This is a genomic window from Microbacterium sp. BH-3-3-3 (assembly GCF_007679045.1).
In the GTDB taxonomy this organism is placed as follows: Bacteria; Actinomycetota; Actinomycetes; order Actinomycetales; family Microbacteriaceae; genus Microbacterium; species Microbacterium algihabitans.
The window spans coordinates 127,364-153,841 of sequence record NZ_VEFS01000005.1 but is presented as its reverse complement, the minus strand read 5'-3'; the positions used below and the strand labels follow the sequence as shown (position 1 = coordinate 153,841).

General features: G+C 71.3%; 23 protein-coding genes. 8 read left to right on the top strand and 15 right to left on the bottom strand.

Going from position 1 to position 26,478, the window contains the following annotated elements; translation table 11 throughout:
* The first annotated feature begins 19 nt into the window (after positions 1–19).
* Positions 20–1,024: a sugar phosphate isomerase/epimerase gene (locus FS769_RS14305; RefSeq protein WP_144834556.1), complete on the top strand. Its 1,005-nt coding sequence runs from the start codon at positions 20–22 to the stop codon at positions 1,022–1,024.
* Between the two features lie 87 nt (positions 1,025–1,111).
* Here FS769_RS14305 and FS769_RS14300 read toward each other — a convergent pair whose 3' ends face one another.
* Positions 1,112–2,083 (bottom strand): acetylxylan esterase, encoded by a 972-nt coding sequence (locus FS769_RS14300; RefSeq protein WP_144834554.1) that lies wholly within the window; start codon positions 2,081–2,083, stop codon positions 1,112–1,114.
* Entirely contained in the window at positions 2,059–3,078 is a 1,020-nt protein-coding gene (locus FS769_RS14295) for an acetylxylan esterase (RefSeq protein ID WP_186325559.1), read from the bottom strand. Before FS769_RS14295 ends, FS769_RS14300 begins: the two co-directional genes overlap by 25 nt.
* A 47-nt stretch (positions 3,079–3,125) precedes the next feature.
* Between FS769_RS14295 and FS769_RS14290 the strand changes: the two genes are divergently transcribed.
* The gene (locus FS769_RS14290; protein ID WP_144834553.1) at positions 3,126–3,917 is read left to right on the top strand and encodes a DeoR/GlpR family DNA-binding transcription regulator; all 792 of its coding nucleotides are present in this window, start codon (positions 3,126–3,128) and stop codon (positions 3,915–3,917) included.
* Positions 3,918–3,961: 44 nt separating this feature from the next.
* Here the strand turns inward: FS769_RS14290 and FS769_RS14285 are convergent, their stop codons facing one another.
* The 6 genes from FS769_RS14285 to FS769_RS14260 all read right to left on the bottom strand — a co-directional run bounded on the left by FS769_RS14285 (position 3,962) and on the right by FS769_RS14260 (position 11,554).
* Complete coding sequence (locus tag FS769_RS14285) at positions 3,962–4,855, bottom strand: LacI family DNA-binding transcriptional regulator (protein WP_144834551.1); 894 nt, start codon at positions 4,853–4,855, stop codon at positions 3,962–3,964.
* A gap of 79 nt (positions 4,856–4,934) precedes the next feature.
* Positions 4,935–7,190 (bottom strand): FAD-dependent oxidoreductase, encoded by a 2,256-nt coding sequence (locus tag FS769_RS14280; protein ID WP_144834550.1) that lies wholly within the window; start codon positions 7,188–7,190, stop codon positions 4,935–4,937.
* 90 nt (positions 7,191–7,280) lie between these two features.
* A complete protein-coding gene (locus FS769_RS14275; protein WP_144834548.1) occupies positions 7,281–8,600 on the bottom strand; it encodes an extracellular solute-binding protein in 1,320 nt (439 codons plus the stop codon).
* A 44-nt stretch (positions 8,601–8,644) separates the two neighbouring features.
* Complete coding sequence (locus FS769_RS14270) at positions 8,645–9,577, bottom strand: carbohydrate ABC transporter permease (protein WP_144834546.1); 933 nt, start codon at positions 9,575–9,577, stop codon at positions 8,645–8,647.
* Entirely contained in the window at positions 9,574–10,422 is an 849-nt protein-coding gene (locus FS769_RS14265; protein ID WP_144834545.1) for a carbohydrate ABC transporter permease, read from the bottom strand. Before FS769_RS14265 ends, FS769_RS14270 begins: the two co-directional genes overlap by 4 nt.
* Before the next feature lie 283 nt (positions 10,423–10,705).
* A complete protein-coding gene (locus tag FS769_RS14260) occupies positions 10,706–11,554 on the bottom strand; it encodes an alpha/beta fold hydrolase (RefSeq protein ID WP_144834543.1) in 849 nt (282 codons plus the stop codon).
* Positions 11,555–11,640: 86 nt separating this feature from the next.
* On the opposite strand from FS769_RS14260, the gene FS769_RS14255 reads away from it, so the two are divergent.
* From FS769_RS14255 to FS769_RS14235, 5 genes are all read left to right on the top strand, one after another.
* Positions 11,641–12,102, top strand: a complete 462-nt coding sequence (locus FS769_RS14255; RefSeq protein ID WP_260979771.1) for a MarR family winged helix-turn-helix transcriptional regulator — start codon at positions 11,641–11,643, stop codon at positions 12,100–12,102.
* The gene (locus tag FS769_RS14250) at positions 12,099–13,472 is read left to right on the top strand and encodes an MFS transporter (protein WP_144834541.1); all 1,374 of its coding nucleotides are present in this window, start codon (positions 12,099–12,101) and stop codon (positions 13,470–13,472) included. Before FS769_RS14255 ends, FS769_RS14250 begins: the two co-directional genes overlap by 4 nt.
* A 107-nt stretch (positions 13,473–13,579) precedes the next feature.
* Positions 13,580–15,181, top strand: a complete 1,602-nt coding sequence (locus FS769_RS14245; protein WP_144834539.1) for a DHA2 family efflux MFS transporter permease subunit — start codon at positions 13,580–13,582, stop codon at positions 15,179–15,181.
* Positions 15,182–15,314: 133 nt separating this feature from the next.
* Entirely contained in the window at positions 15,315–15,905 is a 591-nt protein-coding gene (locus tag FS769_RS14240) for a TasA family protein (RefSeq protein WP_144834537.1), read from the top strand.
* Between the two features lie 4 nt (positions 15,906–15,909).
* Positions 15,910–16,923 carry a S24/S26 family peptidase gene (locus FS769_RS14235; RefSeq protein WP_144834535.1) on the top strand — a complete coding sequence of 338 codons (1,014 nt, stop codon included), beginning with the start codon at positions 15,910–15,912 and terminating at the stop codon, positions 16,921–16,923.
* Between the two features lie 16 nt (positions 16,924–16,939).
* Here the strand turns inward: FS769_RS14235 and FS769_RS14230 are convergent, their stop codons facing one another.
* Both FS769_RS14230 and FS769_RS14225 read right to left on the bottom strand, forming a co-directional pair.
* Complete coding sequence (locus FS769_RS14230) at positions 16,940–18,070, bottom strand: Gfo/Idh/MocA family protein (RefSeq protein ID WP_144834533.1); 1,131 nt, start codon at positions 18,068–18,070, stop codon at positions 16,940–16,942.
* The gene (locus FS769_RS14225; RefSeq protein ID WP_144834531.1) at positions 18,067–18,891 is read right to left on the bottom strand and encodes a sugar phosphate isomerase/epimerase; all 825 of its coding nucleotides are present in this window, start codon (positions 18,889–18,891) and stop codon (positions 18,067–18,069) included. Before FS769_RS14225 ends, FS769_RS14230 begins: the two co-directional genes overlap by 4 nt.
* 112 nt (positions 18,892–19,003) lie before the next feature.
* Here FS769_RS14225 and FS769_RS14220 point away from each other — a divergent pair, with 112 nt between their 5' ends.
* Complete coding sequence (locus FS769_RS14220; RefSeq protein WP_144834529.1) at positions 19,004–19,627, top strand: TetR/AcrR family transcriptional regulator; 624 nt, start codon at positions 19,004–19,006, stop codon at positions 19,625–19,627.
* A 300-nt stretch (positions 19,628–19,927) separates the two neighbouring features.
* On the opposite strand, the gene FS769_RS14215 is transcribed toward FS769_RS14220, so the two are convergent.
* From FS769_RS14215 to FS769_RS14195, 5 genes are all read right to left on the bottom strand, one after another.
* Positions 19,928–21,184, bottom strand: a complete 1,257-nt coding sequence (locus FS769_RS14215; RefSeq protein ID WP_144834527.1) for an alpha-hydroxy acid oxidase — start codon at positions 21,182–21,184, stop codon at positions 19,928–19,930.
* Between the two features lie 66 nt (positions 21,185–21,250).
* Positions 21,251–22,711, bottom strand: coding sequence for a rhamnulokinase family protein (locus FS769_RS14210; protein WP_144834526.1), 1,461 nt, complete (start codon positions 22,709–22,711; stop codon positions 21,251–21,253).
* On the bottom strand, positions 22,708–24,762 hold the full coding sequence (locus tag FS769_RS14205; protein WP_144834524.1) for a bifunctional aldolase/short-chain dehydrogenase: 2,055 nt from the start codon (positions 24,760–24,762) through the stop codon (positions 22,708–22,710). The genes FS769_RS14210 and FS769_RS14205 overlap by 4 nt, the downstream gene beginning before the upstream one ends.
* A gap of 115 nt (positions 24,763–24,877) precedes the next feature.
* On the bottom strand, positions 24,878–26,044 hold the full coding sequence (rhaI, locus tag FS769_RS14200; protein ID WP_144834522.1) for an L-rhamnose isomerase: 1,167 nt from the start codon (positions 26,042–26,044) through the stop codon (positions 24,878–24,880).
* On the bottom strand, positions 26,041–26,403 hold the full coding sequence (locus tag FS769_RS14195) for an L-rhamnose mutarotase (RefSeq protein WP_144834520.1): 363 nt from the start codon (positions 26,401–26,403) through the stop codon (positions 26,041–26,043). Before FS769_RS14195 ends, rhaI begins: the two co-directional genes overlap by 4 nt.
* Positions 26,404–26,478 lie beyond the last annotated feature (75 nt).

Below are 26,478 nucleotides of genomic sequence, written 5' to 3'. Positions count from 1 at the left end.
GACCGAGAGGACGAACGCAATGACGCGACCGATCACGCTGTTCACCGGCCAGTGGGCCGACCTGCCGTTCGAGGAGGTGGCGCGCCTCGCCGGAGAGTGGGGCTACGACGGCCTCGAGATCGCCTGCTGGGGCGACCACCTCGACCCGTGGCGCTGGGACGACGAGGCGTACGTGCAGGGCAGGCTCGAGGTGCTCGAGCGCCACGGGCTGAAGGTGTTCGCCATCGCCAACCACCTCAAGGGCCAGGCCGTCTGCGACGATCCGATCGACCAGCGCCACCGCGACATCGTGTCGGACCGCGTGTGGGGCGACGGCGACCCCGAGGGAGTGCGGCAGCGCGCGGCCGAAGAGATGAAGAACACCGCGCGGCTCGCGGCAAAGCTCGGCGTGAAGATCGTGACCGGGTTCACCGGCTCGAGCATCTGGAAGTACGTCGCGATGTTCCCGCCCGCCACCGAAGAGATGGTCGAGGCCGGCTACCGCGACTTCGCGGACCGGTGGAACCCGATCCTCGACGTCTTCGACGAGGTCGGCGTGCGCTTCGCCCACGAGGTGCACCCCTCGGAGATCGCCTACGACTACTGGACCGCGACGCGCGCCCTCGAGGCGATCGGCAATCGCGAGGCGTTCGGGCTCAACTGGGACCCCTCGCACATGGTGTGGCAGGACATCGACCCGGTCGCCTTCCTCTGGGACTTCCGCGACCGCATCATCCACGTGCACTGTAAGGACACGAAGAAGCGCCTCACCAACGGCCGCAACGGCCGGCTGGCCTCGCACCTGCCGTGGGCCGATCCGCGCCGCGGGTGGGACTTCATCTCCACCGGCCACGGCGACGTGCCGTGGGAGGACGCCTTCCGCATGCTCAACGCGATCGGCTACGACGGGCCGCTGTCGGTCGAGTGGGAGGACGCGGGCATGGACCGCCTGGTCGGGGCGCCCGAGGCACTCGGCTTCGTGCGCAAGCTGTCGTCGTACGAGCCCTCGGGGGCGGCGTTCGACGCGGCGTTCAGCACACGCTGAGCGCGGGTCATCGGGGGCGACGAGCCGGAGCGATGACGAGGGGCCGGATGCCGGGGGGCGTCCGGCCCCGTTCCGTTCGGGCGGGAGTCAGCCGCGGGCGGCGAGGGCGCGCAGCACCTCGCGCTGGTGCACGGGACCGCCGCCCTCGTGGCCGTTGTACGGGTAGACGCGGATGCCCTTCTCGCCCGCGTAGTGGTTGTAGGCCGCAAACACCGTGGAGGGCGGGCACACGGCATCCATCAGCCCCACCGAGAACAGCGCCGGGACCCGGGCGCGCGCGGCGAAGTTGACGCCGTCGAGGTACGACAGGGTGCGGAACACCTGCTCCTCGTCACCTCGCCGGATCTGCAGGTAGGTGACGAGCTCGCGGTAGGGCGCGGCGTCGGTGATCGAGACGGCACGGCGGATGCCGCTGAGGAAGGGGAAGTCGATCGCCGCGAACCGCAGTCCGTCGCCCAGCGCCGCCGCGGCGAGCGCGATACCGCCGCCCTGGCTTCCGCCCCAGACGCTCACGCGCGCACCGTCGATCGCCGGGTGGGCGCGCGCGGCGTCGATCGCGAGCACCGCGTCGCAGAAGACCCGCCGGTAGTACGCGTGGGCGGGATCGTCGATGCCGTCGGTCAGGCGTCCCGCCGTGTGCGGAGCCGATCCGACCGGATCGGGAGTGGCCCCCGGCAGCGCACCGCTGCCCTGCCCGCGGGTGTCCATGACGAGAACGGCGAAGCCCGCCGTCGGCAGCAGGGTGTGCTGGTGCGCCAGGCCGCGCCCGGAGTTGTAGCCGATGTACTGCACGACGCACGGCAGCGGTCCGTCGACCCCGCGCGGTCGTACGAGCCACGCGCGGATCGGATGCCCGCCGAAGCCGGCGAACTCCACGTCGTCGACGTCGACGCCGGTCACCCCGCTGTCGACAGGATCGACGGGGCTGAATCGGGGCTCCCACGCCAACCCGCGCGCCTCGGCGAGCGTGTCGGCCCAGAAGGCGTCGAAGTCGGCGGGCTCGTCCCGGTCGGGGCGGAAGGTCTCCAGCGCGCTCAGCGGAAGGTCGAAGTGGGCCACGGGGTCTCCAGAGCGGTCGAGGGGTGCGCGAGCACCCGGGCGATGTGGGCGCGCGTCGCAGAGAACGTGCGCTCGAGGACGAGGGGGAGCTCGGGGTACTCGCGGTGGCCGTAGGCGAGCACCTCGAGCTCGAGCGCGGCATCGGGTGCCTGATCGATCGCGTTCGCAACGGCGAACTGCCCGGCGGGCGGCACGTGCCGGTCGCGCAGGGCGGCTTCGACGCGCACCGGGACGCGCGCGAAGGTGGCCGCGGTCGAGGCGTCGAAGAAGCGCAGAACCTCGCGGGCGCGGGGGCGCCGGGCGACGTGGCCGCGGACGCGCTCGCCGCTGCCCTCGCACGGCATGCGCAGGCGCAGGTCGTACTGCCCGAAGCTCGGCACGACGAGCGTGGCGCCGACGATCCGGTCGTCCCACGGCAGGGCGAGGGCGCCCACTCCCCCGCCGAAGCTCTCGCCGACGAGGTACAGCGGCACCTCACCCGCGAGGGCCCGCAGCGCCGACCCGGCGTGCCACAGATCGACCGCGCACCGCCCCAGCACGTAGTCCTCGATCGAGTGGATGCCGTGCAGCACGTGTCCGTCGGCGGGGGTGGGTGCGCCGACACCGGCGTTGAGCACTCCCTGGCCCCGCGCCACGGGGAAGAACACCGCGGCGTCGTCGGGCACGCGATCGAAGTCGGGCCCCTCGCGCCCGCCGTACCCGTGACTGTGGACGACGCCGACCCGGGGCGCGATGCCGCCGACGGCCGTGGCGAACCAGCCGCGCACCCGCAGACCGCCCGACACCGTGTGCTCGACCAGCGCGATCACGCGATCGTCGCGCTGCTCGGTCGAGACCACCCGGGGCGCGGGATCGACGGTCATCGCCTCGGCGAACCACCCGGCCCACCGCTCGGCGAAGCCGGGCGGCGGCGGCACCGGCGGCACCGCGCGCAGGGCCGGGAGCTCGAAGCCGTAGTCGCCGTCGCCCGAGCGGTCGGCGATGACGCCGTTCACCGCGCACCCGCCGTGGAAGACTGGAGGCCCGACCGAGAGGAACGATCGTGCTCGCCGCCGAACGCCGATCCCGCCTGCTGACCGAGGTGCGCCGACTGGGCGCCGCCGCGGTTCCGGATCTGGCCGCGACCCTGGGCGTGAGCGAGATGACGATCCGCCGCGACCTCGACGTGCTCGCCTCCGACGGCTACGTCGACAAGGTGCGCGGCGGGGCACGGGTGGCTCGCGCCGACGACTCGCCGCGCACCCTCGCCGCGCAGTCGCGTCGCAACGGTGACGGCAAGCGCGCGATCGCGCGTCGCGCCGCCACGCTCGTCGAGCCGGGCATGTCGGTCGGCCTCGGCGGAGGGTCGAGCACGTGGGCGCTGGCCCGCGAACTGCACGGCGTCGACGACCTGACGATCGTGACCAACTCGCTGCCGGTCGCCGAGGTCTTCGCCCGGCCCGACCGCGCCGACGAGCCGTACACCCAGACGGTGGTGCTCACCGGCGGGGTGCGCACCCCGGCGGACGCCCTCGTGGGTCCGGTGGCCGTGGCGTCGCTCGAGCACCTGCACTGCGACGTCGTGTTCCTCGGCGTGCGCGGCATCGACCTGACCGCGGGGCTGACGACCTCGAACCTGCTCGAGGCCGAGACCAATCGCGCCCTCGTGGCCGCGGGTGCCCGCGCCGTCGTGCTCGCCGATCACACCAAGTGGGGGGCGGTCGGTCTCACCACGATCGTCGACCTCAACGAGGTCGACCTCGTCGTGATGGACGAGGGCCTCGATCCCGAAACCGAAGAGACCTTGCGCGCACACGTCGCCGAGCTCTGGATCGCCGCCGGCGACGACGACTGAGCACCGCCCGCCGCCGTGCGGGCTGCGGGCGGCGGAGCGGATGCTCACCGCGCCGTGCTCGCGCGGGCGACCACCGCGGCATCGACGACGATGTGCCGCACCGGCACGTCGGCGCCGGGCCGCGCCGACATCTGTCGTTCGAGCTCGGTGAAGGCCGCCTCGACGATGCCCTCGTCGTCGGGGGCGACCGACGACAGCGCAGGCACCGAGAACCGCGCCGCGTGCACGTTGTCGATGCCGATCACCGCGACGTCGGCGGGAACGGCGAGTCCGCTCTCGTGCAGCGCGGCCAGCACGCCGAACGCGACCGAGTCGTTCGAGCAGACCACTCCGTCGAAGCGCGTCCCCGTCGCGTGCAGACGGCGCAACGCCGCCGCCCCCTCCTCGGAGGTGAAGGCGTCGACTGAGACGATGAGCTCCGGTTCGTCGGCGAGACCGAGCCGCGCGACGGCGTCGCGATAGCCGGTGAAACGCTGGTCGGCGGCATCCGAGGGTCGCGAGAGTCGGGGGCCGAGGAACGCGACGCGGCGACACCCGGCCTCGGCGAGATGGGTGGTGGCCAAATCGGCGGTGCGGCGGTTGTCGATCGACACGTGCGTGAACGGACTCGCCGCGATGTGCTCGCCCAGCAGCACCAGGGGCCCGGGGTCGGTGCGGCGGGTGAGGTCGCCGACCGTGAGCGAACGGGGGATGTGGATGAGGCCGTCGGTGGCCGGGAGCCCGACGCCGTTGGCGACGTCGATCTCGCGCTGATGGTCGCCCTCGGTCTGCTGGATGAGGATCGACAGCCCCCGCGCCTCGGCCCCCCGCGCCAGCAGGGTCGTCAGCTCGGCGAAGTAGGGCTCTTCGAGGTTCGGCACGGCGAGCGCGACGATGCCGGTGCGCTCGCGCCGCGTGAGCGGCGACGACCGACGCGCGACGGAGGAGGTGTCGGGCATGGCGGTGCTCCTCGTCGAGGACCGGGCGGCGCGCGCCGCGAGGCGTTCTGTTCTGGGGGCTACGGTATCGCGCGCCATGTCACTCCTGAACACGGAAGGCGACGACCCGCGCCTCGGCGGCGCCGTTGGTCGCCTTCACGACGAGACGGGCGGAACGGATGCCGCCGAGCCCGGCGGGCACGGGGTGCGCGCGCCGACGACGACGGTTGTCGTCCACCTGCGCGATCACCTGCCAGTCCGCGGCATCCGCCGTCTTCACCTCGACGCGGTACGCCCGCACGAGCGAGGGCATCACCAGGTGGGGGTCGCGATGGTGGTGCAGAGTGTTGAGCTCGACGTCGGGGTCGTCGTCGAAGACCAGCACGATCTCGCGCGAGGTCACCGCATCGGTCCAGTCGAGGCGGAGCCAGGCCGGGCCCTGCGTGAGGGGCTCGGACGCCCAGAGGTTCGGCCCGCCGAACGGCCGGTGGTACCCGCCGACGGCGCGGTCGGCCGCAAGAGCCTGCGACCCGCTCGCCGAGCGGAACACGATCGACCGGCCGCGCAGCGGTTTGGTCGGCCACTGCACGAGCAGTTCGTCGAGGCTGACCTGCACGTTCTGGTCGTCGGCGTCGGAGGTGTGGACGAGGGTGAGGATGCCGGGAGGCAGCTCGTCGGTCGTGAACAGCGTCACGCCCTCCCGCGCGCGCACCACCACGACGGCGTTCGCGGGGGCGTCGGGCTCCCACTGCACCGGGACGTGCACCCAGGAGGCGGGGCCGGCGGCGAGGGGGACCGTGACGCGGTGCTCGAGGTGCTCGGGCACGACGTTCTGCGGCAGACCCGTCGAGAACACCTCGACCTCGAGCTCGGTGTCGGCCTCGGCTGCGACGCGCAGCTCGATGCCGTCGAGACGCGGGTGCACGGGGAGCACGATGCCCACGTCGTGCGCGAGGGGATAGGGCTCGACCGCACCCGCCTCGCCGGGCCCGAGGTTCGCGCGCACGCCGGAGGCCGAGACCGCGGCGCGGAGAGCGAGGTCGGACGGGTCGGTATCGGCGACGCCGATGAGCGGGGCGTCCTGCCGCAGCAGCAGCTGGCGCAGCTCATCGCGATGCCGCTCGTAGAGCCCACGCGGCGTGGTGCCGTGCGAGAGGGCAAGGGATGCCGCCGTGCCGGCCGCCTCGCCCATCGCCGCGCACGTGGCCATGACCCGCGCCGCGCCGAAGGCGATGTGAGTGGCCGACACGTCACGGCCGGCCATCAGCAGGTTCTCGACGTCGGCGGAGTACAGCGAGCGGAACGGGATCTCGAAGACGCCGTTCGAGAAGCGCTGCACGGCGCCGGCGCCGGTCGCGTACATGCCCTCCTTCGGGTGCAGGTCGATCGACCAGCCACCGAAGGCCACGCCGTCGTCGAAGCGCGTCTGTTCGATCACGTCGCGCTGGTGCAGCGTGTAGTCGCCGACGAGGCGCCGGTACTCGCGCTTGCCGGGCACGTTGCCGATCCACTCGAGGTCGAGGGTGTCGGCGTCGAACTCGCCCGAGTTCTTGATGTGGTCCCAGATGCCGAGGATCACCGAGCGCAGCTCGTCGCGGATGCGCTCGTTGTCGTGCACGATGTCGAGCTCGCCGCCCCACTCGACCCACCAGTAGTGGGCGCCGCTGTCACCGCTGCGGATGATGCGCGACGACGGGATCGGGGTGTCGAGGATCGACTTCGCCGAGTCGGGCGCGACGAAGCGCACCGGGTGTCCGACGTCTTTCGTGTAGAACAGCAGGGTCGAGCCGAGGAACGTGCGCTCGGCCTCGACGGGCGCCCAGTCCTCGTCGAACTCCTCGCGCGCCTCTTTCCCCAGGCGGGCGCGGGCCCCCGCGAGGTGGCCCACGAGTCCGTCGCCCGTTCCGTCGAGGAAGACCGGCGCGACGAAGGTCGTCTCGGTCTCGGCGCCCATCGTCCACCCGGTCACGCTCTCGATGCGGCGCTCCCCCTCGGGGCCGGATGCCGCGACATCGCGCACGTCGGTGTTGAGGAACAGCGAGATGTTCGGTTCGGCGCGCACGGCATCCAGCACCACGTCGTCCCAGTGGATGGGATTGCCGTCGGGATTGCGGTACTGGTTCTCGAGGTAGAGCTCGCCGATGATGCCGTTCTCGCGGGCCCAGCGCTGGTTGCCGTGGGCGGTCGCCCCGCACACCCAGACGCGCACCTCCGACGAGGAGTTGCCGCCGAGCACCGGGCGGTTGTTGATGAGGGCGACGCGCCGATCGAGACGGGCCGCGGCGATGGCCGCGGCGACTCCGGCGAGTCCGCCTCCGACGACGACCAGGTCGTATTCGGCCGTATGGGAACGCATGCTGCGTGTGTCCTTCCGTGGACGCGGGGGCGTCCGGCTTGCGTGCAGGGCGAGCGGGGCGGCACCCCCGGGTGGGAGCGCCGCCGCGCGTCAGCCGACCAGCTTCTGAGCGCTCTCGCCGGCCTGCTTCATGGCGTCCTTCGGCGAGGCCGAACCGATCAGCACGGCCTGCACGCGGTCGGCGATGGCCGACTCGATCTGCGAGTACGCGGTGAACTTCCACAGGGGGTTCGCGCTCGCGGTGGCGGTGATGCGCTCGCTGAACTGTGCGCCGAAGGTGTCGGAGGCGACCTCCGACGACGACAGCGCCTCGGTCGTCGCGGGCGGCAGACCGCGCATCGCGTAGTCGGCGAGGATCGCGTCGAGGTCGCTCGTGGCGTACTGGGCGAAGTCGCCCGCGGTGGCGGCGCCGGTGCCGTTGACCACGGCGATCGCGCCACCCCAGACGAGGGCGCGCGGGGTGTCGCCCTTCTTCAGCACCGGCCGCGACACCGGGGCGAGCTTGGCGGCGAGGTTCGCGTCCGGCGACTCCTTGGTCACCGCTCCGCGGCCCACAGGGGCGTCGTCGTACATCGCGGCGCGGCCCTGGGCGAACAGGCTGCGGGCGTCGAAGCGGTCGACGTCGGCGGCGATGAGGCCCTGGTCGTAGAGGCCCTTGTACCAGGTGACGGCCTCGACGCTGGCGTCGTCGCCGATCGTGATGGTGTCGCCGTCGACGAGCGGGCTGCCGAAGGTCTGCATCCAGATGAGGATGTCCTTCAGCTGCGCGGCCTTGGTCGACGCGGCGTAGGGGATGAGTCCCCCGCCGAGCCCCTTCAGCGAGACGAGGGCCTTCTCGAACTCGTCGACCGTCGTCGGGAACGCGTCGGCCGAGAGGCCCGCCTTGCCGAGGGTCTCGGAGTTGGCGATGAGGCCGATCGCGCCGATCGTCCACGGCAGGGCGTACTGCACGCCGTTGAACGTTGCCGCCTCGAGGGCCGACGAGGTGTATCCCCGGCCGGATGCCAGCGACGACACGTCCTGCAGCTTGCCGGTCGCCGCGAGGCTGCCGAGCCAGGCGACGTCGACGTGCGCGGCGCCGGTGAACTGCCCGCCCGTCACCTGCAGCATGAGCTGGTTGATGTACTCGTTGTACGGGAACGCGGTGCGCTTGACGGCGATGCCCTTGGTCTTCTCGTACGACGCCAGGGTGGCCTCGAGCGCGGGCTTGGCCGACTCCTCGGTGAGCGACCACGACGCGAACGAGAAGTCGGTCGGGTCGGCTCCGTTCAAGCCGGCGGCCCCCGCGGCGGGTCCGCCGGTGGCCGTGGGGGCGCAACCGGCGAGAGCTGCCGCCGCGGCGCCGATGCCGAGGAACTGCAGCGCGCGTCGGCGCGTGATGAGCGGGTTGGGAAGGGACGAAGCAGACATGGGTGTCCTCCTTGACGGGCGAGCGGTGAGAGAAAGAGCGGGGATCAGCCTTTGACGGCGCCGGCCGTCATGCCGCTGACCAGGTAGCGCTGCAGCAGCATGAACGCGACGGCCACCGGGAGCGACACCACGAGGGATGCCGCCATGAGTTCGGGCCAGGCGGTGGCCGCCTCGCCGACGTAGGTGTTGACGAGTCCGGGCGGGAGCGTCTGCTTGTCGGGGCCGGCGAGGGTCAGGGCGAAGATGAAGTCGTTCCAGCCGCGGACGAAGGCGAACAGTCCGGCCGCGACGAGCCCGGGGGCGGCCAGCGGCAGCACGATCGAGTGGATGGTGCGCAGCCGCGAGGCACCGTCGACGCGGGCGGCCTCGATGAGCTCGTCGGGGATGGTGTCGAAGAAGCCCTTCAGCATCCAGACGCACAGCGGCAGCGTGAAGGTCGTGAACGACAGCACGAGCGCGGTGTAGGTGTTGAGCAAGCCGTAGGCGCTGAACACGCTGTACAGGGTGACCAGCAGCAGGGCCTGCGGGAACATCTGCGAGGCCAGTACGAAGTACATCAGCTGCCGACGACCGCGGTAGCGGAACTTCGAGAACGAGTAGCCCATGTAGGCCGACACGATCACCGAGAGCAGGGCCGTGACGACCGAGACGATGACGCTGTTCTGCAGGTAGGTGAACAGCTGCGGGTTGGACGTCAGCGAGATGTAGGCGTCGAAGGTGATCTCGGTGGGGAACAGCTTCGGCGGGTACGAGAACACCTGGTCCCGAGGCGTGAGCGAGGTCGCGAGCAGCCAGTAGACCGGCAGCAGGGCGAACCCGCCGCACACGATCAGCGCGGCCCACGATGCGGCGCGGACGCCGGGGCGGTCGGAGCGCAGGCCCGAGCTCGGGCGCCGGCGGCGGCGTGCGGGAGCGTCGACGACGACCGGCGGAGCCTCGGGGCTGGGGGCGACGGTGGGGAGGGCGGTGCTGGTCATCGCTTCTCACTCCTCTCGGAGAATCGGACGTAGACGACGACGAGCGCCATCAGCAGGACGAGCCACAACAGGCCGAGCGCTCCGGCGCGGCCGAGGTCGAAGCCGTGGAAGGCGGTCTCGTACACCGAGGTCGCGAAGGTCTCGGTGGAGCCGGCGGGGCCGCCGCCGGTGAGCACGTAGATGATGTCGAAGTGCTGGAAGTTCCAGATGAACTCCAGCAGCAGCACCAGGCCGATGATCCCGCCGATCTGCGGGACGGTGATCGAGAAGAAGCGGCGGACCGTTCCGGCGCCGTCCATCTCGGCGGCCTCGTGCAGCTCGCGCGGCACGGTCTGCAGACCGGCGAGGAGCATGACCATCATCCAGGGGAAGGACTGCCAGGTCTTCGCGACGATCACCGCGAACATCGCGGTTCCGGGCTGCGCGAGCCAGGCCTGGGGCGAGACGCCGAGCGGCTCGAGGATCGCGTTCATCACGCCGTAGTTGGCGTTGAAGATCCACATCCACAGGAACGACACCACGACGCCGGGCACGAGCCACGGGATGAGCATCAGGCCGCGGAACACCTTCGATCCGCGGATCTGCGTGTTGAGGGCGAGTGCGAGGGCGAAGCCGATCACGAAGGGGGCGATGGTCGTGCCCAGGGTGAAGACGAGCGTCTGCCCGAGCAGGCGGAGGAAGTCGTCCTGCAGCACGTCGGCGATGTTCTGGAAGCCGACGAACTCGCGCCCGGGGAGCACGAGGCTCTGTTTGAAGAACGCGGTGACCAGCGCCGAGACGAGGGGGTACGCGACGACAACCGCCATGAGCGCCATGCCCGGCACCACCAGCAGCACGGCGAACATCCCGTTGCCGAGTCGCTCGGGTCGGCTGGTCCGACGTGAGCTTTTGTTTGTTTGTGTGAGTTTTGGTGTGTCTAGAGTCGTCACGTCTATGTGCGCTTTCCTCGGCGATGAGGGACCATGCGGCCCGATCGAGGCGGTTTATCCCGCTTTCGGCGCATTCAGCTTCGCGGGTCAACGCGATGAGGTCAATTCGCGACGGTAACGCTTAGATCACGACGTGTGAACTTGTGATTGTTCTTGTTATTTAGCATGTTCAAACAGGGGCCGCGACCGACACGACGAACTAGACGCGCGACGCGATCCGCTCGTCGAGCCAGGCCAGCAGGTCGGCGCGCACCGCGGCCTGTTCGCGCTCGGCGAAGATCTCGTGCCGCGCCCCCGGGTACACCAGGGTCGTCACGTCGGTCAGGCCCGACCGTTGCCGGTAGGCGTCGGCGAGGCGATGCACGCTGCGCGGGCCACCCACGGTGTCGTCGCGCCCCACCATCAGCAGCATCGGCACGTCGCGGCCGAGGTCGCGCCGCGGGCGCCCCAGCAGCTTCAGCGTCTCGAGGGGGCCGAACAGCCGCGCCAACGGCGTCGATGTGGTCAGCGGATCGGCGACGAAGTCCTTCCCCACCTGTTCGTCGCTGGAGAGCCACTGCATTCCGGAGCCGCCGAGGTGCTTCCACGGGGCGTTGAGGTCGCCCGCGTTCAACGACCCCGGCCAGCGCAGGGCCGAACCGCTCAACACGACCGCGTCATAGGCATCCGGATGCCGATCCAGCAGCATCTGCGCGAGGAACGAGCCCCACGAATGCCCGAGCAGCACGAGAGGCAGGTCGGGGTACTGCTCGCGGATGCGCTGCGAGAGGGTCCACACCGCGTCGCGGGCGGCGCCGAGACCGCCGGGTCCGAGCCGACCGAGCTTGGCGTGATCGCCTCGCCACTGCCCCAGCCCCGTGCGGCCATGGCCGCGGTGGTCGTCGGCGTAGACGGTGTAGCCCGCTTCGACGAGGGCCTCGATGAGGGCGGTGTAGCGGCCGGCGTGCTCGCCCACCCCGTGCAGCAGCTGCACGACCGCGCGGGGCTCGACCGCCTCGTACACGTCGTAGACGATGCGGATGCCGTAGGCGTCGTCGAACTCTGGCATGGGGGGAGTCTAGGGCTGGGACCGGATTGCACGGACGAGGACTATTCCGTTAGCAAGGCTAATGAGCTAACCTAACCATCACGGATATGAATGATCGCGTCGACGAATCCCCCCTTCCCGACCTGAGTCATGACTTCAGCGCCGCGGCTTCCGAGCTGCGTATGGCGACCTTCCGCCTCGCTCGACGCCTGCGAGCGCAGCGGGCGGTCGACTCCATGAGCGATGGACAGTTCGCCGTCCTCGCCGCACTGACCGTGCACGGCGCGCACACGCTCGGCCAACTGGCCGAGCGTGAGCGCGTCACGGCGCCGTCGATGAACCGCACGGTGTCGCGCCTCGAGGAGGCGGGATACATCACGCGCATCCCCGACGAGGCCGATCGCCGCCGCGTGACGATCGACCTCACCGACTTCGGCCGTCGCATCGTCGACGAGACGGTGCGCCGGCGCGACGCCTTCCTCGAGGAGGCCCTCGCCGAGCTGAGCCCGGAAGAACGCGACGCGCTGGCCCGCGCCACGGTGATCATGAGGAAGGTGGCCGACAGATGAGCACGTCGATGTTCCGGTCGCTGTCGATCTTCAACTACCGCGTCTGGTTCATCGGAGCCCTCGTCTCCAACGTCGGCGCCTGGATGCAGGCCACCGCCCAGAACTGGGTCGTGCTGACGCAGCTGACCGACAACGACGCCGCCGCGATGGGCGTCACGATGGCGCTGCAGTTCGCCCCTCCCCTGCTGCTGGTGAGCGTGACCGGGTGGGTCGCCGACCGGTTCGACCGGCGCAAGCTCATCATGTGCACCCAGAGCGCCCTGCTGCTGCTGGCCGTCACGCTCGGCGTGCTGCTGCTGACCGGCGTGATGACTCTGCCGCTGATGTTCGGCTTCGCTCTCGCCCTCGGCGTGGTCACCGCCTTCGACAACCCCGCCCGACAGGCGTTCGTCTCCGACCTGGTGTCACAGGAGAACGCCTCGAACGCCGTCGCCCTCAACGCCGCGTCGTTCAACATGGCCCGCCTGATCGGGCCGGCCGTCGCGGGCGTCATGATCGTGATCGTCGGCACCGGGTGGGTGTTCCTCGTCAACGCGGTCACCTTCCTCGCCATGCTCGGCGCCCTGCTGATCATGCGGCCGCACGAGCTCGTCGCCCGCCACCGCCGCGGCGGACCGGCGCGCCTGGCCGACGGCTTCCGATACGTCGGGAGACGGCCAGATCTCGTCGTGATCTTCGTGATGGTGTTCCTGCTCGGTGCGTTCGGCATGAACTTCCCGATCTTCGCCTCGACGATGGCCCTCGAATTCGGCCGCGGCGCCGACGGGTTCGGCCTGCTCAGCTCGTTCGTCGCGATCGGCTCGCTCGCCGGAGCCCTGCTCGCCGCGCGTCGCGAGCGCGCCCGCATGCGCGTGGTGATCGTCGGCGCCGGCGGCTTCGCCGTGGCATCCGCCCTCTCGGTCTTCGCCCCGAGCTACGAGGCCTATGCCGCCACCCTGGTGCTCACCGGGTTCTGCGTGGTGACGACGCTGACCACCGCGAACGGCTACGTGCAGACCACGACCGACCCCGTGCTGCGCGGCCGCGTGCTCGCGCTGTACATGGCGATCCTGCTGGGCGGCACGCCCGTGGGCGCCCCCATCGTGGGCGCTGTGGCTGCGCAGTTCGGACCGCGCGTGGCCATCGGGCTCGCCGCGGTCGTCGCTGTGATCGCCTGCGCGATCGGAGTGAGCTGGACGCTCGCGTCGGGGCGCGTGCACCGCCACGAGACGAAGCGGTTCCTGCTCACGGTCGACGAGACCCGGCCGATCCAGACGATCGCGCCCGAGCCCGAGGACTTCAGCGACGAGATCGCTGGCACGACGCCGATCCCGCTGCCGCCCGGCGAGCGCGGTCCGCGCGCGACCCCGCGCCCGCGCCACAGCGCCTGAGCCGGGGCCCGACCTCGATCGAACGGATGCCGCACCCCTCGGCATCCGCCTGGTCGTCGCACGTGCAAGCCCTTCCCTCGTCCGATATCGCTAGATAAGCTAGCGATATGAACGACACCATGGATCGGCGCCGCTGGGCGGGGCTCGTCTTCATCAGCATCGCCGTCTCGCTGATCATCGTGGACTCCACGATCGTCAACGTCGCCGTGCCCTCGATCGTCGAAGAGCTCACGATCTCCTCGACCGAGGTGCAGTGGGTACAAGAGGCCTACACCCTCGTGTTCGCCTCGTTCCTGCTCGTCTTCGGCTCGCTCGCCGACCGTTTCGGCAGACGCCGGCTCATGCTGATCGGCGTGGGCATCTTCGCCCTCGCCTCGATCGCAGCGGCCCTCGCGCCCACCGGCGGACTGCTCATCGCCTCGCGCCTGGTACAGGGAATCGGCGGAGCGATGATCCTGCCGACGACCCTCTCGATCATCAACGCCACCTTCCGCGGACGCGAGCGCGGCATCGCCTTCGCCGTCTGGGGATCCACCATCGGCGGCATGGCCGCGGTCGGCCCCCTGCTCGGCGGATGGCTGACCACGGCGTTCTCGTGGCGCTGGGCCTTCGGCATCAACATCCCCCTCGGGGTGATCATCGTGATCGGCGTCGCCCTGACCGTCGCCGAATCGCGCAGCGACCGCGTCGAGGCGATCGACGGCGTCGGCGCCCTGCTGTCGGTGCTGACGATGGCCCCGCTCGTGTTCGGCCTCATCGAGGGCCGCACCTACGGATGGTGGACCGTCGACACCGCGCCCGCGATCGGCGACTGGACGTGGCCGCTCTCGCTCTCCCCCGTGCCGATCGCCTTCGCCGTGGCGCTCGTCGCGCTCATCGCCTTCATCGCGTGGGGCCTGCGGCGCCAACGCGCGGGGCGTTCGACCCTGCTGGCCTTCGGCCTGTTCCGCATCACGTCGTTCCGCAACGGCAACATCGCCGCGGCCGTCGTCTCGCTCGGCGAGTTCGGCATCATCCTGGCCCTGCCCCTGTGGCTGCAGTTCGTCGTCGGCTTCGACGCCCTGCAGACCGGCCTGTTGCTGCTCTCGCTCGCGATCGGCTCGTTCGTCGCGAGCGGCATCGCCGGGGCGCTCAGCGGCAAGGTCGCCCCCGTCTGGATCGTGCGCGGCGGCCTGCTCGCCGAGATCATCGGCGTGGCCGGGGTCGCCTTCACCATCTCTCCGGATGCCACGTGGGGACCCCTCATCCCCTTCCTCTTCGTCTACGGCGTCGGCGTCGGCCTCGCCACGGCGCAGCTGACCGGCGTGGTGCTGGCCGACGTGCCCCCGGCCGCGAGCGGGCAGGCCTCGGGCACCCAGTCGACCTCGCGTCAGCTGGGCGCGGCTCTCGGGGTGGCGGTGCTGGGCACCGTGCTGTTCTCGACCACCGCGGGGGCGCTGACCGCGCGCCTCGACGATCGCGGCGTGCCCACGGCGCAGAGCGACCAGGTCGTCTCGCAGGTGGTCGACAGTGCCGGTGCGGCGATCGGCGGCCTCGCGGCCTCGCCGCAGACCCAGGACCTCGCGATCGACGCGCGCGCCGCCTTCAGCGACGGCACGCGCGCGGCGGCGTTCACCGCGGCGGCGTTCCTCACGCTGGGCCTGGCCTCGACCCTGACGCTCGGCGCGGGCGCACGGCGGCGCGAGCCCGAGAAGGAGACGGCTGCGTAGGGGTCCATTCGCTCGAATGGAAACCACGGCGGGTGGCGACTTGTCAAGCCTCCACCCGCTTCTCCTCCACGAGGAGGGGTTTTCCTACTGTGCAGGTGACCTATCCGCTCTTGATCTCGTGGGGAGATCCATCATGCCGAAGTTCACACGCCGTTCCTCTCGCATCGCCACCGCGATCGCCCTACCCGCGGCCGTCGTCGCGGCGGGCGTTCTGGTGTCGACGAGTTCGTACGCCGCCTTCTCCGACACCACCTCGAACGAGCAGAACAGCTGGCGCGCCGGCACCGTGCAGCTCGCCGACGACGCCGCGGGACGCACGCTCTTCACCGCGCCCAACGCCAAGCCCGGCGACGGGGGCACGACGTGCATCGCGGTCACCTCGACCGGCACCCTCGCCTCGCAGGTGCGCCTCTACGCCGACGAGGTGACCGGCACCGCCGGCCTCGCCGACCACCTCGCTCTCACCATCGAGCAGGGCACCGGTGGGGGCTACGGCACCTGCACGGGCTTCACCGCGCAGAGCACGGTGTTCGACGGCAGCCTCGCGGGCTTCACCGGAGCGCACTCCTCGTTCGCCACCGGGGCCGCGACCTGGAGCCCGACGGGAGCGGAGGCGGAGTCGCGCACCTTCCGCATCTCGTGGACGCTCGCCGACGACGCGCCGAACAGTGTCCAGGGGGGCACCGCCTCGACCGCGCTCGTCTGGGAAGCCCAGAACAGCTGAGTCGGTGCCCGCGAGTCGCGTGCTGCTCGTCGCGGCGGTGGCGGCGGCCCGAGCGGTGGTGACGCTCGCCCTGGCCCTGGGGTTCTGGGCCGCGGCGCCCGTCGCGCTCGGGTGGCTGCCCACCACCGTGATGACGGCGTCGATGACGCCGGCGATCGAGGTGGGCGACGTCGTGGTGTCGCGCCCGATGCCGCCCGACGCCCTGCTGCCGGGCCGGGTCGTGCTGGCCGACGATCCCGACTGGTCCGACCGGCTGCGGCTGCACCGCATCGCCGGGATCGACGTCGACGGGGCACTGATCACCAAGGGCGACGCCAACCCGTCGGCCGACTCGTCACCCCTGCACCCCGACGCCGTCCGCGGCGTCGGGGTGCTGAGGGTGCCGTGGGTCGGGCTGCCCGTGGTGTGGGTGAAGACCGCCGACGTCGTGCCGCTCGGTGCCGTGACGGTCGGGTTCGCCCTGTGCCTCCTGCTCGCCCTGCGTCGCAGCGATGACGACGACCCCCGGCCGCCTGCCGACCCCGACGAGCCGCACCGCAGCCTTCCGGTGACGCGTCGGAGCCTGCGCGCACAGCGACGACGGGCCCCCGCCCGCGTGCGGATCGGCCGAGCGTTCGGTCTGGCCTCTTCCCTCGCGGTGACCGCGGCTCTCGGCGCGACCCCCGCGTGGGCGGCGCTGGCCGACGTCACCGCGGCGCCCGGGAGCATCGTCGCCGCCACCGTCTCGCCGCCCACGCGACTGGGGTGCGTCAACGACGGCGGCGCCGTCGTCACCTGGGCGTACGACGGCTGGGAGCCGCGCGGCTTCGACCTGCTCGTGAACGGCCGCGTCGTCGCGTCGGGCATCCCGCCGTGGGCGCGGGCCGCCCGCGTCCCCAACGACGGCTCGTACTCGCTGTTCCGCACCGATCGAGTCACCGTGCGCACGACCGCCGGGCAAGCCTGGTCGGCCGAGTCGTCGGCATCCGTCCCCGTCGGCGGGGTGTTCCTCGGCTTCGGCCGCCCCTTCTGCCGCTGACCGCCGGGGCTCCGCCTCAGAGCGTGCGCGCGAACGGGTCGAAGTCGGCCGGCAGCACGGGCACCGGAGCGCCCAGCGTGCTCTCGACCGTCACGAAGCCCGCACCGGCGGCCGATTCCTCGGCCGACAGGAGCACGTCGAGCACGTGATGCCCGAGCTCGCCCGAGGCCACGTGCGGACGCCCTTCGGCGATCGCGCGCACCATGTCGAGCAGACCGAGTCCGCGGCCGACCTCCGCGCCCTGCAGCGGCACCTCGAGGCGCTCCTGCTCGGGACGGAAGTCGTCGAGGAGCACGCCGAGGGGCTCCACGCGCGAGATCTCGCCGACGAAGTGGTTCGGATCGGGAAGGAACATCGACCCCTCGGTTCCGTGCACCTCGAGCACGCCGGCTCGTTCGAGCGCGGAGTCGAAGCTGAACAGGCCCTGCGCCTGTTCTCCCCCCTCGAACGAGGCGATCAGCTGAACAGTGGTGGGAACATCGACGTCGAAGACCTCGCCCGCCGCCGGCCCCGTGCGGATGCTCCGCTGCACGCGCGGCCGCGTGCCGACGGCGGCGACCCGGTCGACCGGGCCGAAGAGGCTGACCAGCGCCGAGACGTAGTACGGCCCCATGTCCAGCAGCGGACCGGCGCCCCGGGCGAAGAGGAACTGCGGTCCCGGATGCCAGAGGTCGGGCCCCTGCGTCTGGAACGACGCCTGCGCGAACAGGGGCCGGCCGATCGCGCCGTCGAGGATCGCGCGCTTGGCCGACTGGAAGCCGGGGCCCAGCAGCGTGTCGGGCGCCGAGCCGATGCGCAGGCCCGCGGCATCCGCCTGCCGGAGGAGCTCCGCGGTGCCCTCGCGATCGAGGCCGAGGGGCTTCTCGGTCCATACGTGCTTGCCGGCGGCGATCGCCTTCGACGACACCTCGACGTGCACGGCGGGGATCGTGAGGTTGACGACGACCTGCACGTCGGGGTGGGCGAGAACGTCGTCGGCCGTGCCCCACGCGGGCACGCGGTACTGCGCGGCCTGGGCCCGCGCACGCTCGGCGATGAGGTCGCCGACGATGAGGACGTCGACGTCGGGGAACGAGGTGAGGTTCTCGAGGTAGGTGTCGCTGATGACACCCGCGCCGATGATGCCGACGCCGACGGGGGCGCTCACGCGGCGAGGCCGTTCTCGAGCAGGAAGGCGTAGCTGGCGGCGACATCGTCGAACACGTCGCCGGGGGCGCGGTCGTACTCGATGACGGCCCAGCGCACCGATTCGGCAACCCGCATGGCCTCGACGAGGGGCACCTGGCCGTCGCCGGGGTGGCGCTGGTCGAGGGTGCGCGTGACGCCGAGGTCGGCGCCGGGGGCGAAGGGGTTCTCGGCCGGCACGATGCCGTCCTTCACGTGCACGGCCAGCAGGCGCGAGCCCAGGCGGCTCACGAGAGCGGGCACGTCCTGGCCGCCGGTGAGCGCCCAGAACAGGTCGAGCTCGATGGCGACGCGCTCGTCGGTCTGGGCTATGAAGTGCTCGAACGCGCTGCGACCGTCGACGTCGGCGAGGAACTCCTGCGCGTGGTTGTGGTAGCCGACCTGCAGTCCGTAGGTGGCGGCGAGGTCTGCTGCGGCGTTCATGCGCTCGGCGATGTCGGCCACGCCGTCGGCGGTCAGCCAGCGATCGGCGGCGACGAAGGGATCGATCACCGTGCTGATGCCGATCTCGGCCGCGGCCGCGAAGACCGCCTCGGGGGCGGGGGTGGGGATCGACCCGTCGGGCGTCCACAGCTCATCGGACAGCAGGGGTGCGTGCCCGGTGGGCGAGGCCAGGCCGCTCGCGTCGAGCGCGGCGCGGATCTCGGCGGGGCGGCGCACGAAGTCGAACGCCTCGACGTTGCGCAGGCCGATGGCCGCGAGGCGGTCGAGCGACCCCTGCGGGTCGGCGCTGAACTGATCGGCCAGCGTGTACAGCTGAACGGAGGGGGTGGGGAGCAACATCGGACCTTCCTTGCTCGTCGTCGAGATCGCCGCGCGAGCGGCTCGGTGGGAACGCTACCAGAAAACCGACCAGTGGATGCTTTCTCTCTCACCCGGCGCTTAGACTGACCCGGTGACCCTCGGCGACGACTCCCCCGGCGACGACGCCCTCGACGACGATCGCCTCGGCCGCTCCGGGGCGTACTCGAAAGGCGTCGCACGCCGGCAGGAGATCCTCAACCGCGCGATCGACGTCTTCGCCGAGCGCGGCGCCGACGGCGCATCGCTGCGCAGCATCGCGCGGGCGCTGGGCGTCTCGCACGCGGCGCTCCTGCACTACTTCGACTCGCGCGAGCAGCTGCTCGTGGCCGTGTACGACCACGCCAACCGGCAACGCCCGCCCGCGCCCGACGCCACGGCGCTGTCGTCGTTGACGGATGCCGCGGAGCACAACACCGCGGTACCGGGGCTGGTCGAGCTCTACACGACCCTCGTCGCGACGTCGTTGAAAGAAGACAGCGCCACCGCGCGCGAGTACTTCACGGCCCGCTTCGCACGCCTGCGCGAAGACCTCGCCGCGCGACTGCGCCAGGAGCAGGCCGACGGCCTCGTGCGCGCCGACTGCGACCCCGACCAGGTCGCCGCCCTCCTCATCGCCGCCTCCGACGGCCTGCAGGTGCAGTGGCTGCTCGACCCGTCGCTGCCGCTCGCCCGATCGCTGGGCGCGCTCGGCGGGCTGCTGGCTCCGCCGCGCTGACCTGACTCGAGGTGGCGCGCCGCGCACGCTCCGCGATTCGCGCGGCGGCGCGCTCGGGGCGACGCGGGCTGACGGGCTCCGCGACAGTCGAACCCCGGCCATCCCCGCACACCTTCCGCGATCTGCACAACCTCACCCGCACGCGCCCCCACCGGGCGGAGGATGCGCGGATCGCTGAGGTTCTGCCGCCGCCGCCCGGCGCTTGCGCCGGCACGCCGGCTCCGCGATCCGCTCAACCTCAGCCGCACGCGCCCCCATCGAGCCGAGGATGCGCGGATCGCCGAGGTTCCGCACCCGCCGTCACACCCGCGCGTCGACCGCCTGGTCGGCCACGGGCACCAGTCGCGTCAGCTGCGTCACGTGGCGGGGCTCGAGCTCATCGAGCGACGAGACGCCCAGCAGGGTCATCGTGCGCTCGATCTCGCTGCGCAGGATCGCGATCGTGCGGTCGACGCCCTGACGCCCACCGGCCATGAGGCCGTACAGGTAGGCGCGGCCGATCAGGGTGAACTTCGCGCCGAGGGCGATGGATGCCACGATGTCGGCGCCGTTCATGATGCCGGTGTCGACCATGACCGTGGCGTCCTTGCCGACCTCGCGCACGACCTTCGGCAGCAGGTGGAAGGGGATGGGCGCGCGGTCGAGCTGGCGGCCGCCGTGGTTGGACAGCACGATGCCGTCGACGCCGAGGTCGACCAGGCGCGCGGCATCCGTCACGTTCTGTACGCCCTTGACGACGATCTTGCCGGGCCACATTCCGCGGATCACGTCGAGGTCGTCGTAGCTGATCGTGGGGTCCATCGCGGCGTTCAGCAGCTCGCCGACCGTGCCGCCGGTGGTGCTGAGCGAGGCGAACTCGAGCTTGGGGGTGGTGAGGAAGTCGATCCACCACCAGGGGCGCGGGATCGCGTTGACGATGGTGCCGACCGTCAGCTGCGGCGGGATCGAGAAGCCGTTGCGCTTGTCACGCAGGCGGGCGCCGGCGATGGGGGTGTCGACGGTGAACTGCAGGGTGTCGAAGCCCGCCTTCGCCGCGCGCTCGACGAGGCCGTACGAGATCGAGCGGTCTTTCATCACATAGAGCTGGAACCAGTTGCGACCGACGGGGTTGGCGGCCTTCACCCCCTCGATCGAGGTGGTGCCGAGGGTCGAGAGCGTGAAGGGGATGCCGGCGGCGGCGGCGGCGGAGGCTCCGGCCGTCTCGCCCTCGGTCTGCATGAGACGCGTGAAGCCGGTGGGCGCGATGCCGAAGGGGAGGGCGGAGGGACCGCCGAGGATCTGGCACGAGGTGTCGACGTCGGCGGCGGGGCGCAGGATGTCGGGGTGGAACTCGACGTCCTCGAAGGCGCGGCGGGCCCGGTCGAGCGACAGCTCGCCCTCGGCGGCGCCGTCGGTGTAATCGAACGCGGCCTTGGGCGTGCGGCGCTTGGCGATCGTGCGGAGGTCCGCGATCGTGAGCGCGGCGTCGAGGCGGCGCTTGCGCGCGTCGAGCTCGGGCTTCTTGAACTGCATGAGCTCGAGGAGCTCGCCGACCTTCGGCAGCTGACGCTGAACCATGGGGGATCTCTCTTTCATGTGGTCTGACCACATCGTACGCCCGCTCCGACAGGGCGGGAAGGGGTTTCAGAAACGCGGTTCGTAGCGCCGCGGAGGAAAGGCCGCGGCCACGCGCGCCCGCAGGTCGGCGAGCGAGGCATCCGCATCGAAAGCGCCGAGCGCCCGCGCCTGCACGAGCACGTTGCCCAGCGCCGTCGCCTCGACGGGACCCGCCAGCACGGGAACCCCCGAGCGGTCGGCCGTCGCCTGGCACAGCAGGGTGTTGAGCGCTCCGCCGCCGACAAGGTGAACGACGTCGATCTCGCGGTCCGCGAGGGCCGCCGCCGCGCGGAGGGTGGTGGCGAACGCCTGCGCGATGCTCTCGACGATGATGCGCGCGAACATCGGGCGTTCCGAGCGACCGGGGGCGTCGCGACCGAGCAGCGCCGCGATGCGCGTCGGCATGTCGCCGGGAGCCGCGAGCGAGGGGTCGTCGGCGTCGAACAGCCGCGCCGGCACCCAGACCGAGCCCGCCGCCGCCAGCAGCCGACCGAGGTCGACGGGGGCGCCGTCGGCCTCCGACCACGCCCGCACCGTCTCGCTCAGCAGCCAGAGACCGGTGACGTTGTGGAGGAAGCGGATGCGTCCGTCGACGCCGCCCTCGTTGGTGAAGTTGGCCGCGCGGGCGGCATCCGTCACGATCGGCGCCTCGAGCTCCAGACCCACCAGACCCCACGTCCCGCACGAGATGTAGGCCGCGTTGGCCGACGACATCGGCACCGCGACCACGGCCGAGGCGGTGTCGTGCGAGCCGACGGCGACGACAGGCACTCCGCCGAGGTCGGTGGCGCGGCCCACGGTCTCGCCGGGGTCGACGAGCGGGGGCAGCACGGATGCCGGGATGCCCAACGTCGCGGCGAGCTCGGTGTCCCACTCCCCCGTGTGCACGTCGAGCAGGCCCGTCGTCGAGGCGTTGGTGCGCTCGGCGACGCGGCGACCGGTGAGGCGCTCGGCGAAGAGGTCGGGGATCAGCAGGCTCGCCTCGGCCGCGGCGAGCTGCGCGTCGGCGGCGTACTGGTACACCGTGTTGAAGGGCAGGAACTGCAGGCCGTTGCGGCGGTACAGCTCCTCGAACGGAACAATCGCGTGCACGGCATCCACCCCGCGCGCGGTGCGCTCGTCGCGGTAGTGGAACGGCTCCGCCATGAGCTCGCCGTCGCGCAGCAGACCGTAGTCGACCGCCCACGAATCGATGCCGACACTCTCGATCGCCGGTTCGCGGCGCAGCGCCTCGGCCAGGCCCGCGCGCACGTGAGTCCACAGGGCCTCGACGTCCCAGTGCCAGCCGTCCGCGCGCTCGACGGGTCCGTTCGCGAAGCGCGCGACCTGCTCGAGCTCGAGCACTCCCTCGCCGACGCGGCCGATCATCACGCGGCCGCTGGTCGCGCCGAGGTCGACGGCCGCGACGGCGCGGACCGGCCGCGAAGCGCCGACCCCGGCCGCGGGCGACGGCTGCAACCCCGCAGCACCCGACCCGGCGTCGCTCATCGCAGGAACGCCGCAGCGACGCCCGAGTCGACGGGGATGTGCAGGCCCGTCGTGCGCGAGAGCTCGGGACCGGTGAGCACGTACACCGCATCGGCGACGTTCTCGGGCACGACCTCGCGCTTGAGGATCGTGCGGTTGGCGTAGAACTGCCCGAGGTCCTTCTCGTCGACGCCGTAGGTGGCGGCGCGGTTGGCACCCCAGCCCGCGGCGAAGATGCCCGAGCCGCGCACGACGCCGTCGGGGTTGATGCCGTTCACGCGCACGCCGTGCTCGCCCAGCTCGACCGCCAGTAGGCGCACCTGGTGGGCCTGGTCGGCCTTGGTCGCCGAGTAGGCGATGTTGTTGGGGCCGGCGAACACCGAGTTCTTCGACGAGATGTAGATGACGTCGCCACCCATCTTCTGCGCGATCAGAGCCTTCGCCGCCGCCTTCGCGACGAGGAACGAGCCCTTCGCCATGACGTCGTGCTGCAGGTCCCAGTCCTTCTCGGTGGTCTCCAGCAGCGGCTTCGACAGCGACAGCCCCGCGTTGTTCACGACGAGGTCGATGCCGCCGAACGCCAGCACTGTCGCATCGATCGCGGCCTGCACGGCCTCGGCATCCGCGACGTTCGCCGCCACCCCGATCGCGACGTCGGTGCCGCCCAGTTCGGCCGCGGCGGCCTGCGCCTTCTCGAGGTCGAGGTCGGCGACGACGACGCACGCGCCCTCCGCGGTGAGGCGGGTCGCGATGGCCTTGCCGATCCCGGATGCCGCGCCCGTGACGAACGCGATGCGGGCCTGGTGGGTCTTGGGCCGGGGCATCCGCTGCAGCTTGGCCTCTTCGAGCGCCCAGTACTCGATGCGGAACTTCTCGGCATCCGAGATCGGAGAGTATGTCGAGAGGGCCTCGGCTCCGCGCATCACATTGATGGCGTTGACGTAGAACTCGCCCGCCACGCGCGCCGTCTGCTTGTTGGCGCCGTACGAGAACATGCCCACGCCCGGGATCAACACGATGAGCGGGTCTGCGCCGCGGATCGCGGGGCTCGCTTCCTCGGTTGCTGAGCCTGTCGAAGCATGCGCGTCGTAGTACGCCTGGTAGTCCTCGCGATAGGCGAGGTGCAACTCCTGCAGGCGCGCGATCGCGTCGTCGATCGAGGCGTCGGCGGGCAGGTCGAGGATCAGCGGCTTGACCTTGGTGCGCAGGAAGTGGTCGGGGCAGCTGGTGCCGAGGGCGGCGAGGGCGGGGGCCTTCTCGGATGCCAAGAAGTCGAGCACCGCGGCGGAGTCGGTGTAGTGACCGACCATCGGCTTGTCGGTCGAGGCGAGCCCGCGGATGGTGGGGGCCAGCGCCGCCGCCTTCGCGTGACGCTCGGCCTCGGGCAGGGCCGCGAAGCCCGCGCGCACGCCGCCGAAGGGCTCGGCCGCGCCGTGCTCGTCGATGTAGGCCTGCGCGGTGTCGATGATCCAGAGGCTGTTGCGTTCCGCCTCCTCCGAGGTGTCGCCCCAGGCGGTGATGCCGTGACCGCCGAGGATCGTGCCGATCGCCTGCGGGTTCCGCTCTTTGATCGCGGCGATGTCGAGGCCCAGCTGGAAGCCGGGGCGGCGCCACGGCACCCACACCACCTTGTCACCGAAGATCTCTGTCGTGAGCTTCTCGCCGTCGGCGGCGGTGGCGATCGCGATGCCGGCGTCGGGGTGCAGGTGGTCGACGTGCGCGGCGTCGACGAGACCGTGCATCGCGGTGTCGATCGAGGGGGCGGCCCCGCCCTTGCCGTGCAGGCAGTAGTCGAAGGCCGCGACCATCTCGTCTTCGCGCTCGATGCCGGGGTACACGTCGACCAGCGCCCGCATACGGTCGAGGCGCAGCACCGCCAGGCCCTTCTCGGTGAGGGTGCCCAGGTCGCCACCCGAGCCCTTGACCCACAGCAACTCGACCGGCTGACCGGTGACGGGGTCGATGTCAGTGCCCTTGGCGGAGGTATTGCCGCCGGCGTAGTTGGTGACCTTCGGGTCGGAGCCGAGGCGGTTGCTGCGCGCGACGAGGTCGGCGGCGGTGGAGCTGGTCATGACGTTCCTCACGGGTGAGAGCGACGGTAAAGGGAACCGGGGCGACGGTGATTCAGGGTCCGCCGCCCCGGCGATCGGGTCGTCGCGCGCATCCGTGCGACGAAAGGGTGAGGGCTCAGGCGCCCCAGCCGGCCTGGGTGCCGCCGACGCGCTCGTCGGCGATGCGGGGCAGGTATCCGGATGCCGCGAACGCGGCCATCGGGTCGGCGGGAAGGCCCCGCGACTCGCGCCACTCCGCGAGGGCCGGACGCACGTCGGTGTAGAAGGCGTCCATCATCACGGCGTTCGCACCGAGCACGTCGTTCGCGTCCTGCGCCGCGGTGAGGGCGTCGCGATCGAGCAGCAGGGCACGCGCGGTCATCTCCTGCACGTTCAGCACCGAGCGGATCTGGCCCGGAATCTTGTCCTCGATGTTGTGGCACTGGTCGAGCATGAACGCCACGTCGGGGTTGTTCAGGCCCCCGCCGCGGATGACCTCGACGAGGATGCGGAACAGCTGGAACGGGTCGGCCGCGCCCACGATGAGGTCGTCGTCGGCGTAGAAGCGCGAGTTGAAGTCGAACGAGCCGAGCTTCCCGAGGCGCAGCAGCTGCATGACGATGAACTCGATGTTGGTGCCGGGCGCGTGGTGGCCGGTGTCGAGGCACACCATCGCCTTCTCTCCCAGCGAGGCCACCTGCGCGTACGAGGTCCCCCAGTCGGGAACATCGGTGTGGTAGAACGACGGCTCGAAGAACTTGTACTCCAGCACGAGGCGCTGGTCGTCGCCGAGGCGTGCGTAGATCTGCTGCAGCGAGTCCTGCAGGCGGTCCTGGCGGCCGCGCATGTCGTTCTGGCCGGGGTAGTTCGAGCCCTCGGCGAGCCAGATCTTCAGGTCGCGCGAGCCCGTGGCATCCATCACGTCGATGCACTCGAGGTGGTGGTCGATCGCCTTGCGCCGGATGCGCTCGTCGTGGTGGGTGAGGGCGCCGAACTTGTAGTCCTCGTCCTGGAAGGTGTTCGAGTTGACGGTGCCCAGCTTCACGCCCAGGTCTTCGGCGTGACGGCGCAGTGCCGAGTAGTCGTCGACGAGGTCCCACGGGATGTGCAGGGCGACGGTGGGGGCGAGCGCGGTCAGGCGGTTGACCTCCGCGGCATCCGCGATCTTCTCGAAGGGGTCGCGCGGGGTGCCCGCGGTGGGGAAGACGCGGAAGCGGGTGCCGGAGTTTCCGAACGCCCACGAGGGCAGTTCGATGGCCTGCGCCGCGAGGGCGTCGAGGATCTGGGGGCTCAGGGTGGTCATGACAGGGTCCTTCCCGCGTCTGCGAGCTGGTCGGCGAGGTGGAAGACCTCGGTGAGCGGTGTGGCTGCCTGGTCGGGACGACCGGCGAGGCCGACGAAGTAGGGGGCCATCTCCGCCTCCCACGCGGCGGCGATGGGCGAGGCGGCGAGATAGGCCTGGGCGGCGGCGTCGTCGTCGGTCTCGTAGTAGCCGATCAGGCGCCCCTCCTCGCCGAGGAACAGCGAGTAGTTGCGGCGACCGGCGGCGGCGATCTCGGCGAGCATCTCGGCGCGCACCGGGGTGTGGCGGGCGACGTAGTCGTCGACGAGCTCGGGCCGCACGCGCAGCTCGAAGCAGACGCGGGTGGGGTTGGCGGTCATCGGGTGGAGCTTCTCTTCCTCGACAAATGAATCGTTTCATCGCAGCATAGAACGACCGCGCCCGCGACGCAACAC